This window comes from Vibrio sp. TMPB1044 (assembly GCF_030442075.1).
Classification (GTDB): Bacteria; Pseudomonadota; Gammaproteobacteria; order Enterobacterales; family Vibrionaceae; genus Vibrio; species Vibrio satsumensis.
This window is the reverse complement of sequence record NZ_JAUJED010000042.1, coordinates 9,998-22,924: the sequence shown is the minus strand read 5'-3', so window position 1 is coordinate 22,924 and position 12,927 is coordinate 9,998. Positions and strand designations below refer to the sequence as shown.

The window sequence follows — 12,927 nt, the reverse complement described above, 5'->3', positions numbered from 1 at the left end:
GGCATGATGGTTGCGGTACGAAGCGCACATTTAAACCCAAGCGAACAGTTTGAGCTAGAAAGTTGGATTGCGTCACTGAATCAAGACGTAAAGACCTCGAATAAACTGATCAAAGTTTATCGTCACTGTGAAGAGCTATTAAAAGATCACGAGCAAGCATCGCTGTTGCTTTGGCGTGGCCGTGAGATGATCGAAATCTTGGTTACGCTGTCCATGGACCGTGCCACTTTAATTGCAGCACAACTTTTTCCCGTCGTCTCAAGCGGCGTTTTTGAGCGCGAAGCGTTTGAAGAAAGCTACGGTAAAGAAACCGTAAAGTTGATTGATGGCGTTGAAGAAATGGCGGCTTTAGGCCAGTTAAACGTGACTCTTGAAGGCAGCGCTGCCTCGGGTCAAGTTGATAACGTTCGTCGTATGCTACTGGCGATGGTGGATGATTTCCGCTGCGTAGTTATCAAGCTAGCTGAGCGAATCTGTAACCTTATTGAAGTAAAAAAAGCGCCAGATGCTGTACGTCGCGCGGCAGCAAAAGAGTGTTCTAACATCTATGCTCCACTGGCGAACCGTTTAGGTATCGGTCAACTTAAGTGGGAAATCGAAGATTACGCATTCCGCTATCAGCAGCCAGACACCTACAAGCAGATTGCGAAACAGCTGTCTGAGCGTCGTATCGTTCGTGAACAATACATCACAGATTTCGTTGATGATTTAACAGCAGAAATGCAGCGTTCAAACATCAATGCTGAAGTCAGCGGTCGACCAAAACACATCTACAGTATCTGGCGTAAAATGCAGAAGAAAGGCTTGGACTTCGATGAGCTTTTTGACGTGCGTGCTGTGCGTATCATCGCCGACCAGCTTCAAGACTGCTATGCCGGCCTAGGTGTGGTTCATACCAAATACAAACATCTACCAAGTGAATTTGATGACTACGTGGCGAACCCTAAGCCAAATGGTTACCAATCGATTCACACCGTGGTTCTGGGCCCTGAAGGCAAGACCATTGAGATTCAGATCCGTACCAAGCAAATGCACGAAGACTCTGAGTTGGGTGTCGCTGCGCACTGGAAGTACAAAGAAGGTGCTTCAAGCGGGCGCAGTGGTTACGATGAGAAAATCACTTGGTTGCGTAAACTTATCGATTGGCAAGAAGAGATGTCGGACTCTGGCGAGATGCTGGATGAAGTGCGTAGCCAAGTATTCGATGACCGCGTATACGCATTTACACCGCGCGGTGATGTCGTCGATTTACCTATGGGTGCCACTCCGTTGGACTTCGCTTACCACATCCACTCGATGGTTGGACACCGCTGTATCGGTGCAAAAGTAGCGGGACGTATCGTACCGTTTACCCATAAATTATCGATGGGTGATCAGGTTGAAATCATCACTCAAAAAGAACCGAACCCATCACGTGACTGGTTAAATCCAACTACAGGGTTCGTTCATTCAAGCCGGGCTCGTGCGAAGATCAATGCTTGGTTCCGTGCGCAAAGCCGAGAGAAGAACCTCGAAGCGGGTCGAGACATCCTTGAGGTTGAACTAGCGAAAGTCGGTGCAACCCTAAAAGATGCAGACCAATACGCGCTAAGACGCTTTAACGTCAACACGCCAGATGAACTCTATGCTGGTATCGGCAGTGGCGACTTGCGCATTAACCAAGTGGTTAATCACATCAATGCGTTGGTGAATAAGCCGACGGCGGAAGAAGAAGATAAGAAAGCGCTAGAGAAACTGCTTGAGTCGGAAAACAAGCCAGCACAGCAGAGTCGTCCTAAGAAAGACGCGGTAGTGGTTGAGGGCGTTGATAACTTAATGACGCACCTAGCGCGTTGCTGTCAGCCAATCCCAGGCGATGTTATTAAAGGTTACATTACGCAAGGTCGTGGTATCTCAGTGCACCGTGCTGACTGTGAGCAGTTGAGTGAGCTAAGCCTGCATGCGGCAGAACGTATTATTGATACTGTCTGGGGCAATGGCTTCGTCGGTTCTTACATCCTAACTCTGCGCGTTGAAGCGCTAGAGCGTAATGGCTTGTTGAAAGACATCACCTCACTGTTCTCGAACGAGAAGATCAGCGTGACAACAATGAAGAGCCGCATCGATTACAAGCGTCAGCTATCGGTAATGGATTTCGATTTGGAAGTGACCAATATTGAGATTCTGAGTCGAGTGACAAGTCGTGTCGAGCAGATCAAAGATGTAATGAGCGTCAAAAGACTAGGCTAGCTTTTACGTCGTACTTGGCTTTCTAACCGTGTTAACTGCACTATACTCGCTTCATCACATAGGCAAGCTATGCTCAGAAGTCTCGTAAGTTTGTTGCCTTGTTAGAAGAACCAATTACTTAGTAAAAACCGAACAATGCATTGAATGACGCGTTGGTTTAACAAGAAAAATAGAAAGGTGAGTGGTTTTAGCTGCTCACCTTTTTTAGTTTTAACAGAAGTTTTAAATTTAAAAATCAAAGACAGTGAATAGGAAGAAAAGATGAATCACCCGATTGAACAACTTGAACAGATTATGACTAAGCTGCGCGATCCAGAAGGTGGCTGTCCTTGGGATTTGAAACAAAATTTTGAAACCATTGTTCCGCATACTATCGAAGAAACCTACGAGGTGGTGGATGCGATTCATAATAAAGATTGGCCAAACCTACAAGAAGAGTTAGGTGATCTGTTGTTTCAGGTGATTTTCTACAGCCAGCTAGCGAAAGAGCAGGGGCTATTTGAGTTTTCTGATGTGGTTGATGGCATCAATGAGAAGCTAACGCGCCGCCATCCACATGTGTTCTCTGATACCGAGTTTGCGAGCGATGAAGAGATTAATGCCAATTGGGAAGCCGAAAAAGCCAAAGAAAAAGCGCAAGCAGGCAAAACTCCAGAAAGTATTCTAGACTCAATACCAAACTCTCTACCCGCGCTTTCACGTGCTACAAAGATTCAAAAACAGGTAGCGAAGTATGGCTTCGATTGGGACTCTATTGGCCCAGTGGCTAATAAGGTTTTAGAGGAAGTCGATGAGGTGCTAGAGGAAGCTCTTCAAGTGACGCCTAATGAAGATTTGGTTGAAGAAGAGTTAGGTGACTTGCTGTTTGCGACGGTCAATTTGGTGCGACATTTAGGTAAAAATCCAGAGTCGGCGCTCAATAAAGCCAATTTGAAGTTCTCACGTCGTTTTAAAGGGGTGGAACAAAAAGTTCGTCAGCAGGATAAAATTTTGAACGACTTTTCACTACAACAGCTTGATTCCATGTGGGATGAAGTCAAAGTGGCGGAGAAAAGATAACCAAAGCTTTTATCATGAATTGATTTGAAGCAAAAAATAAAAAATAGCAGTGTGATAGATTTCACGTTGTGGCGATAAGGGGCTTCTGGTATATTTTCATCCCGTCCAGAAGTAGTCCATTTCCCTCATTCAACCAATTTCAGGTTAAACATGACGACAAATTACATTTTTGTTACTGGCGGGGTTGTATCCTCTCTAGGTAAAGGTATTGCTGCAGCATCTCTTGCGGCTATTTTAGAAGCTCGTGGTCTTAAAGTGACTATGATGAAGCTTGACCCTTACATCAACGTTGATCCAGGCACTATGAGCCCGACTCAGCACGGTGAAGTGTTCGTTACGGAAGATGGCGCTGAAACTGACCTTGACCTTGGTCACTATGAGCGATTCATTCGCACCAAGATGACTAAGCGTAACAACTTCACTGCAGGTCGTGTTTACTCAGACGTACTCGCGAAAGAGCGTCGCGGTGATTACCTAGGTGCAACTATTCAGGTTATCCCACACATCACTAACTCTATCAAAGAGCGTGTAATTTCTGGCGCAGCTGGCCACGATATCGCGATCGTTGAAGTTGGTGGTACGGTTGGTGATATCGAATCTCTACCATTCATGGAAGCGATTCGTCAGCTAGCAGTAGAACTAGGCCGTGAACGCGCAATGTTCATGCACCTTACTCTAGTGCCATACCTAGCAGCTGCGGGCGAAGTTAAAACTAAGCCAACGCAACACTCTGTAAAAGAGTTGCTGTCTATTGGTATTCAGCCAGACATCCTAGTTTGTCGTTCAGACCGCAACATTCCTTCGAACGAGCGTAAGAAAATTGCTCTGTTCTGTAATGTGCAAGAAAATGCAGTTATTTCTATGCGCGATGTTGACTCTATCTACAAGATCCCTCAGCTTATTAAAGCTCAAGGCACTGATGAACTTGTATGTAAGCGTTTCGGCATCACAGCTCCAGAAGCAGACCTGTCTGAATGGGAACAAGTAATTTACGAAGAAGCTAACCCAACGGGTGAAGTGACGATTGGTATGGTTGGTAAGTACATTGAACTACCAGATGCATACAAATCAGTAAATGAAGCACTAAAACACGCAGGCTTGAAAAACCGCCTAAGCGTTAATATTAAATACGTAGATTCACAAGACGTTGAGTCTCGTGGCGTAGAAGTTTTAGAAGGCCTAGATGCAATCCTAGTTCCCGGTGGCTTTGGTGACCGTGGTGTTGAAGGTAAGATTCTTGCTGCTCAATACGCTCGTGAAAACAAAGTACCGTACTTAGGTATCTGTCTAGGTATGCAAGTAGCACTTATCGAGTACGCTCGTAACGTTGCGAAAATGGAAGGGGCACACTCTTCTGAATTCTGTACTGAAACTAAGTACCCAGTTGTTGGTCTTATCACTGAGTGGACTGATGGCGAAGGTAAAGTTGAAGAGCGTACAGAAACATCTGACCTTGGCGGCACAATGCGTCTTGGTTCACAGCTTTGTCACCTAGCGAAAGGGACGAAAGCTTACGAATTATACGGTAGCGCGACGATCCATGAACGTCACCGTCACCGTTACGAAGTGAACAACAATCTTCGTCCACAAATCGAAAAAGCGGGCCTAAAAGTATCGGGTCTATCTGCGGACAAGAAACTGGTTGAAGTTATTGAGAACCCGAACCACCCATGGTTCGTTGCTGCTCAATTCCACCCAGAGTTCACTTCAACACCTCGCGATGGTCACCCATTGTTTGCAGGTTTCGTTAAAGCGGCTGGCGAGTTCCAGCGCGGCGAGTTAGAGAAGTAAAAGGAATACAGGTAGCTGCGTAAGTTGTGCTGCTACCTTTAAATTTGACATTTATATATTCAACGAGAAGGAAACATTCAATGTCTAAGATCGTTAAAGTTCTAGGTCGTGAAATCATCGATTCACGTGGTAACCCAACTGTAGAAGCTGAAGTACACCTAGAAGGCGGTTTCGTAGGTATGGCTGCTGCTCCATCTGGCGCATCTACTGGTTCTCGCGAAGCTCTTGAGCTACGTGACGGCGACAAATCACGTTTCCTAGGTAAAGGTGTTCTTAAAGCTATTGAAGCTGTAAACGGCCCAATCGCTGAAGCTCTAGTTGGTACTGACGCTAAAGCACAAGCTGACGTTGACCAAATCATGCTTGACCTAGATGGTACTGATAACAAGTCTAAGTTCGGCGCGAACGCTATCCTAGCTGTATCTCTAGCTAACGCAAAAGCTGCTGCTGCTGCGAAAGGCATGCCTCTATACGAGCACATCGCTGAGCTAAACGGTACTGCTGGTCAGTTCTCTATGCCTCTACCAATGATGAACATCATCAACGGTGGTGAGCACGCAGATAACAACGTTGACATCCAAGAGTTCATGATCCAACCAGTTGGCGCTAAGACTCTTAAAGAAGGTCTACGTATCGGCGCTGAAGTATTCCACAACCTAGCTAAAGTTCTTAAGTCTAAAGGCTACAGCACTGCAGTTGGTGATGAAGGTGGTTTCGCTCCTAACCTTAAGTCTAACGCTGAAGCTCTAGAAGTTATCGCAGAAGCTGTTGCTGCTGCTGGTTACGAACTAGGTAAAGACGTTACTCTTGCTATGGACTGTGCAGCATCTGAGTTCTTCGACAAAGAAGCTGGCATCTACAACATGAAGGGCGAAGGTAAAACTTTCACTTCTGAAGAGTTCAACCACTACCTAGCTGAGCTAGCGAACAACTTCCCAATCGTTTCTATCGAAGACGGTCTTGACGAGTCAGATTGGGATGGTTTCAAGCACCAAACTGAACTTCTAGGCGACAAGCTTCAAATCGTTGGTGACGATCTGTTCGTTACAAACACTAAGATTCTTGCTGAAGGTATCGAGAAAGGCGTAGCTAACTCTATCCTTATCAAGTTCAACCAAATCGGTTCTCTAACAGAGACTCTAGCTGCTATCAAGATGGCTAAAGACGCTGGCTACACTGCAGTAATCTCTCACCGTTCTGGCGAAACTGAAGATGCAACTATCGCTGATCTAGCGGTAGGTACAGCTGCAGGTCAAATCAAAACTGGTTCTATGAGCCGTTCTGACCGTGTTGCTAAGTACAACCAACTTATCCGTATCGAAGAAGCTCTAGGTTCTAAAGCTCCTTACAACGGTCTTAAAGAAGTTAAAGGTCAATAATTCCTAGCGAATTGTTAACTTAAAGCTTTTGAAACGCTCTACTTCGGTAGGGCGTTTTTTTATGTTTGTAAAAAATGGTAGAAATAAGCTCTAGGTTCTAAAGCTCCTCCTTTTTACAACGAAAGCGGTCTTAAAGAAGTTGAAGGTCAATAATCTCTCTGGTTTTTAAACCACAGGAATTATTAACCTAAGCTTTAAATGCCTCGCTGATGCGGGGCATTTTTTGTCTGTAGGAAAGTGAGGCAAAGAGGACCTAGATTCTAAAACTCCTCCTTTTTACAATGAAAGCGGCCTTAAAGAAGTTAAAGGTCAATAATTCACTTTGAATTATTAGCTTAAAGCTTTTGAAAAACGATCTACTTCGGTAGGGCGTTTTTTTTGCCTGTAAAAAAGTGAGGTGAGAACCTCTAGGCTCTAAAGCTATCTTTTTGATACCGAAAGTTCGTCATTCCCTAGACTAACGAAGAAAGGAGTAGGGAACTTCATTGTTACCACTCACTATTCTGTCCAATAATTCCCTGACTTCTTAATTCCCTGACACCGCATATCTCGCACCAATAAGCTCATTATGGTATATATGTGCCTTATTCTAGTTCCTTCTTTTTCAACCGGCGAAAGGTGTTATGCGAATTTTTGCTTTAGTACTGCTCATAGTGTTTGGCTGGCTACAACACACACTGTGGCTCGGTAAAAATGGTATCTCTGATTACTACGGTGTGAACAACGAAATCCAAGTTCAACAACAAGTAAACGAAAAGCTACATATTCGAAATGCAGAAATGTTTGCTGAAATTGACGATCTACGCCAAGGCTTAGACGCGATAGAAGAACGCGCACGTCATGAGCTTGGTATGGTCAAAGAAGGCGAAACGTTTTATCGCATCATTGGTGAGGAATCCCATTAATGTCGACTCAACTTCAAAGCGTGATTGCCGTTGTACCTGCAGCAGGCGTCGGTAGCCGAATGAGGGCTGATCGCCCTAAGCAATATCTTAAAATTCACGGCAAAACGATTTTAGAGCACACCCTCGAGAAATTACTGTCTCACCCACAAGTCGCTCAAATTGTCGTTGCGATCAGCGATGATGACCCATACTACCCTGAACTAGCACTCAATCAGAATCCACAAGTGATCAGAGTGTCTGGCGGAAGCGAGCGAGCGGACTCTGTGCTCTCTGCGCTAAACTATATCGCTGAGCAGCAACTTGGTGATTGGGTAATGGTTCACGATGCGGCAAGGCCTTGTGTTCAGCTAAGTGATATCGACAAGCTAATTTCTGGTGCGATGAGCCATGATGTGGGCGCTATTTTAGCGGCTCCAGTTCGTGACACCATGAAGCGAGGTTCCCAGGGGCAGATCGAGCATACCGTTGAGCGAGCCGATTTATGGCATGCTCTTACGCCGCAAATGTTCAGAGCAAAGCCTCTGTGGAATGCATTAAGTGAGGCGTTGCACCAAGGCGCTTCGATTACTGATGAAGCCTCAGCCTTCGAATGGAAAGGTTTATCGCCCGCTATAGTGGCAGGGCGCTCAGATAATTTTAAGATTACTCAGCCTGAAGATTTAGCGCTTGCTGAGTTCTATTTAAGTCAGAATAAGGAATAATGATGATTCGTATTGGCCATGGCTTTGATGTACATAAGTTTGGTGGTGAAGGCCCAGTAATTATTGGTGGTGTAAGCATCCCTTACGAGCAAGGTCTTATTGCACACTCAGACGGTGATGTTGCCCTTCATGCGTTGTGTGACGCTTTATTAGGTGCGATTGCTGCGGGTGATATTGGTCGTCATTTCCCAGATACTGACGACGAATGGAAAGGTGCAGATAGCCGTGAACTGCTGAAAGATGTTTATCGTCGAGTAAAAGAGCAAGGTTACGTGATTGGTAATGCTGATATTACTATCATGGCGCAAGCTCCAAAGATGGCGCCTCATATAGACTCTATGTGCCAAGCTATTTCTCAAGACTTAGAAACCAGCATTAGCAATGTGAATGTAAAAGCGACGACCACTGAGCGTTTAGGTTTTACAGGTCGCAAAGAGGGCATCGCATGTGAAGCGGTGGTCCTAATTACTAAAAGTGCGTAAGCACCAACACGAAAAGAACAGCATGTCAGATATTTTATCTTCATTGGCTTATCTAAACGGTAAACCAACTGCGAAAGCAAAACTAAAAGCAAAAGCCGAACACTTTGTCGTTAATGAAGACTTGGGTTTTGAGTTTACTGGTGAAGGCGAGCACCTAATGGTTCGTATTCGTAAAACTGGTGAAAACACGAGCTTCGTGGCAAACGAGCTGGCTAAAGCTTGCGGTGTTAAGTCGAAGGACGTGAGCTGGGCAGGTTTAAAAGACCGTCACGCGGTTACTGAGCAGTGGTTGAGTGTACACCTACCAAAAGGTGAGCCTGACTTTTCAGCTTTTTTAGCACAGTACCCAAGCATTGAGATCTTGGCGACAGCACGTCACAACAAAAAGTTACGTCCGGGTGATTTAGTTGGCAACCAATTCGAGCTGACTTTGTCTGAAGTAACAGATTGTGATGATGTCGTAAAACGTTTGGAAAAAGTCGCTCAAGTCGGCGTGCCAAATTATTTCGGTGCTCAGCGTTTTGGTAATGAAGGTAACAACTTATCTGAAGCTCGTCGTTGGGGCCGTGATAACGTTCGTACTCGTAACCAGAATAAGCGTAGCTTGTACCTTTCTTCGGCTCGCTCGTGGATTTACAACCTGATCCTGTCAGACCGTATTGAGCAAGATGCGTTTGCATCGGCATTGGTTGGCGATATTGTCATGAAAGACGGCGCTCAACTAGCGGTAACAGCGGACAATATTGAAGCAGTAAACCAAGACATCGCGAATGGCGCAGCATTGGTTACTGTTGCTTTGGCTGGTGATAATGCCTTACCAACAACAAATGAGTCTCAAGCGTTAGAGCAAAAACATCTTGATTCTGAACCTGACCTAATGGCGCTGATTCGCGGTAACCGCATGCGCCATGACCGTCGTGAAGCATCGTTAAAACCAACGGGTCTAACTTGGGAAGTGAACGAAGATAATGTCACTCTTAAGTTCTCTCTAGACGCAGGTTGTTTCGCAACCGCTATCGTTCGTGAGTTGGTTGAAGAAGTACACGTAGAGAGAACCTACGAGCAATAACGATTCTGCTTGGAGCTGGGTCACTTGATATTGGAATTTAAGTGACTTGGCTTAGCATGGGAACAAAAGAAAGGATACAAGATGAAGATTTTACTCAGCAATGATGATGGTGTGCACGCTCAAGGTATTCATGAGCTGGCAAATGAGCTACGTGATCTTGCTGAAGTTATCATTGTTGCCCCTGACCGTAATCGCTCGGGTGCGTCAAATTCATTAACTTTAGAACAGCCTCTGCGTGTTCAAGAGATTGCTGAAAATACCTATTCGGTACAAGGAACACCGACTGACTGTGTGCATTTTGCGTTAAACGAACTGCTAAAGAATGATATGCCGGATCTGGTGTTAACGGGTATTAATCACGGTGCTAACCTTGGTGATGACGTGCTTTATTCAGGCACGGTAGCAGCAGCAATGGAAGGGCACTTTCTAGGCGTTCAATCGGTAGCGTTTTCTCTGGTGGGAAAAAAACATTTTAAGACAGCGGCAACGATTGCTCGTCGTATTGTCGAACAACATTTAGCAAACCCAATCCCGACCAATCGTTTGTTGAACGTGAACGTTCCTGATTTAGCCTTAGAACAACTGTCTGGTACTCAGGTGACACGCCTAGGTGCTCGTCATCACGCTGAAGATATGATCAAGCAAAAAGACCCGCGTGGTTACGATATCTATTGGCTAGGCCCTCCGGGCAAAGAGCAAGATGCCGGTGAAGGTACCGATTTTTACGCGATTGAGCATGGTTTTGTATCGGTAACACCGTTACAAGTTGATCTAACGGCGCATGAGTCGCTGGGTGCGATGGCAACATGGTTAGGGGAGAAGTAAGTGAGTAATCCGCAAGCTGAGCGTTTAATTACTTTTCTGATTGAAAATGGTATTCAGGATCAAAAGGTTCTTGATGCGATCTACCAACTGCCGAGAGAGAGTTTTTTATCACAGGCGATGTATCACCAAGCCTATGATAATAATGCGCTGCCTATCGGTCAGGGTCAGACAATTTCACAGCCGTACATTGTTGCTAAAATGACAGAGCTACTTGAATTACAACAAGATAGCCGTGTCTTGGAGATCGGAACGGGTTCTGGTTACCAAACTGCGGTATTGGCTCAACTTGTTGATCATGTTTATTCGGTTGAAAGAATAAAGTCGCTACAATGGGATGCAAAACGTAGGTTGAAGCAACTCGATTTCTACAATATCTCAACTAAACACGGTGATGGTTGGCAAGGTTGGTCTTCAAAAGCCCCTTTTGATGCGATTATTGTCACCGCCGCTGCAGAGTCGATTCCTCAAGCGCTTCTGCAACAGCTGAAAGATGGTGGTCGTTTACTGATTCCAGTTGGTGATGACGAACAGCAACTATTGAAGATCGTTCGACACGGCGATGAGTTTTTATCGAGTGTTATCGAGATGGTGAGATTTGTACCTCTTGTTCCTGGTGAGCTAGCTTAATAAAAGACTAATGGTGTAGGTGGATAGAGAGTCGATGCGTTCGAAGTTGTTAAAAGGAAGTACTTTACTGCTTAGCTGTGCCCTTGTTGGGTGTGCAGCGAATTCGCCTGCGCCCGTTTCAAGCCTAAACAAGAATTACTCATCGATTGATCGTGGTAGTTATCGTGGCAGTTACTATGAAGTTAAAAAAGGCGACACCCTTTACTTCATTGCTTATGTCACCAATAAAGACGTTAAAGACCTCATCGGTTATAACAAGTTGTCTGCTCCTTACACTATCCACCCAGGGCAGAAGCTTAAGTTGTGGCGTCCTAGCTATAATGCGCCAGCGTATGGTAAGTCAACGGTAGCGGCAGCAGCAGTTGCAGCGCCTGTCGCCGCATCCACAACGTCATCTGCGGCAAGTAAACCGAAAACCACACCACAAAAGAGCAAAAACTCTAAACCGGCTCCAGCTCAAACTACCACCAAAGTGGTGAAAAAAGATCCACCAAAGAAGGTTGAACAATCCAAATCAAAGGAGTATGTTGGGTCTAAAGGTAAACAGAATGTTACACCGTCCACCAAACCAACAAGTGATAAAGTATCCAAATGGTTATGGCCAACTAAAGGGAGAGTAATCAAGAATTTCTCTGTAGGCGAACAAGGAAATAAAGGCATAGACATAGCAGGACAGCGAGGTCAGCCAATAGTATCTACTGCAGGGGGAACGGTTGTTTATTCGGGTAATGCATTACGAGGCTACGGCAATCTAGTGATTGTGAAGCACAATGATAATTACTTAAGTGCATACGCGCATAACGACCGACTATTAGTATCTGAAGGGCAAAGTGTGAAACCAGGGCAGAAGATTGCAACAATGGGAAGCTCTGGAGCCAGCAGTGTTAGGCTGCACTTTGAGATTCGTTACCAAGGTAAATCTGTTAATCCAAAACGATATTTACCTTAAATACAATATGCAAAAATTACGTATTGTATGGAGTGACATAGTCATTTAGCGACATATGAAGTTGTAATGTCATGCTAATTTCGCCAGGGGGAGGCGTTATGAGTATAAGCAATGCAGTAACCAAAGAAGAGTTCGATCTTGACCAAGCAACCACGGAACCGGAAGCTCTTGGAAAAGCAAAACGAACAGCTACTAAGAAAACCGAAGCAAAAGAAGAAGTTGAAGTTACGTCTAAAAGTTTAGATGCCACTCAACTCTACTTAGGCGAAATTGGTTTCTCACCACTACTAACCGCAGAAGAAGAAGTGCTATACGCACGTCGAGCTCTACGCGGTGATGAAGCAGCACGTAAACGCATGATCGAAAGTAACCTGCGTTTAGTGGTAAAAATTTCACGTCGTTATAGCAACCGTGGCCTTGCACTTCTCGATCTAATCGAAGAAGGCAACCTAGGTTTGATTCGCGCCGTAGAGAAGTTTGATCCAGAGCGTGGCTTCCGCTTCTCAACTTACGCGACATGGTGGATTCGTCAAACCATTGAACGTGCGTTAATGAATCAGACTCGCACTATCCGTTGCCAATCCATGTTGTGAAAGAGCTGAACATCTACCTACGCACTGCAAGAGAGCTATCACAAAAGCTTGACCATGAACCAACGGCAGAAGAAATTGCTTCTAAGCTAGATAAACCTGTTGGTGATGTGAGCAAGATGCTTCGTCTAAACGAACGAGTGAGCTCTGTTGATACGCCAATTGGTGGTGACGGTGAGAAAGCGCTGTTGGATATTATTCCAGACATCAATAATTCAGATCCTGAGGTTTCAACTCAAGATAGCGATATCAAGAACTCGTTAATTTTCTGGCTTGATGAGCTGAACCCGAAACAGAAAGAGGTGCTTGCGCGTCGATTTG

Annotated in this window: 11 protein-coding genes and 1 pseudogene; all 12 read left to right on the top strand. The window is 45.1% G+C overall.

Annotated features, from left to right (window positions below; all coding sequences use genetic code 11):
• Positions 1-6 precede the first annotated feature (6 nt).
• Positions 7-2,229 carry a GTP diphosphokinase gene (gene relA / locus QQ041_RS20745; protein WP_285954958.1) on the top strand — a complete coding sequence of 741 codons (2,223 nt, stop codon included), beginning with the start codon at positions 7-9 and terminating at the stop codon, positions 2,227-2,229.
• 261 nt (positions 2,230-2,490) lie between these two features.
• A complete protein-coding gene (gene mazG / locus QQ041_RS20740; RefSeq protein WP_146490604.1) occupies positions 2,491-3,288 on the top strand; it encodes a nucleoside triphosphate pyrophosphohydrolase in 798 nt (265 codons plus the stop codon).
• Positions 3,289-3,438: 150 nt separating this feature from the next.
• On the top strand, positions 3,439-5,079 hold the full coding sequence (locus QQ041_RS20735; protein ID WP_017063214.1) for a CTP synthase: 1,641 nt from the start codon (positions 3,439-3,441) through the stop codon (positions 5,077-5,079).
• An 80-nt stretch (positions 5,080-5,159) separates the two neighbouring features.
• The gene (gene eno / locus QQ041_RS20730; RefSeq protein ID WP_017059033.1) at positions 5,160-6,458 is read left to right on the top strand and encodes a phosphopyruvate hydratase; all 1,299 of its coding nucleotides are present in this window, start codon (positions 5,160-5,162) and stop codon (positions 6,456-6,458) included.
• A gap of 623 nt (positions 6,459-7,081) precedes the next feature.
• Complete coding sequence (ftsB, locus tag QQ041_RS20725; protein WP_010435786.1) at positions 7,082-7,363, top strand: cell division protein FtsB; 282 nt, start codon at positions 7,082-7,084, stop codon at positions 7,361-7,363.
• Positions 7,363-8,064: a 2-C-methyl-D-erythritol 4-phosphate cytidylyltransferase gene (gene ispD, locus QQ041_RS20720; protein ID WP_146490605.1), complete on the top strand. Its 702-nt coding sequence runs from the start codon at positions 7,363-7,365 to the stop codon at positions 8,062-8,064. The genes ftsB and ispD overlap by 1 nt, the downstream gene beginning before the upstream one ends.
• Positions 8,065-8,066: 2 nt before the next feature.
• Positions 8,067-8,546, top strand: coding sequence for a 2-C-methyl-D-erythritol 2,4-cyclodiphosphate synthase (gene ispF / locus QQ041_RS20715; protein ID WP_086711987.1), 480 nt, complete (start codon positions 8,067-8,069; stop codon positions 8,544-8,546).
• 22 nt (positions 8,547-8,568) lie between these two features.
• Positions 8,569-9,615, top strand: a complete 1,047-nt coding sequence (gene truD / locus QQ041_RS20710) for a tRNA pseudouridine(13) synthase TruD (protein ID WP_146490606.1) — start codon at positions 8,569-8,571, stop codon at positions 9,613-9,615.
• Positions 9,616-9,696: 81 nt separating this feature from the next.
• Positions 9,697-10,440, top strand: a complete 744-nt coding sequence (gene surE / locus QQ041_RS20705; protein ID WP_285954957.1) for a 5'/3'-nucleotidase SurE — start codon at positions 9,697-9,699, stop codon at positions 10,438-10,440.
• On the top strand, positions 10,441-11,067 hold the full coding sequence (locus tag QQ041_RS20700; protein WP_017059029.1) for a protein-L-isoaspartate(D-aspartate) O-methyltransferase: 627 nt from the start codon (positions 10,441-10,443) through the stop codon (positions 11,065-11,067). It begins immediately after the preceding gene.
• Positions 11,068-11,101: 34 nt separating this feature from the next.
• Positions 11,102-12,016, top strand: a complete 915-nt coding sequence (gene nlpD / locus QQ041_RS20695) for a murein hydrolase activator NlpD (protein ID WP_050620526.1) — start codon at positions 11,102-11,104, stop codon at positions 12,014-12,016.
• Between the two features lie 98 nt (positions 12,017-12,114).
• A pseudogene (gene rpoS / locus QQ041_RS20690) lies at positions 12,115-12,927 on the top strand (RNA polymerase sigma factor RpoS); the annotation flags it as partial.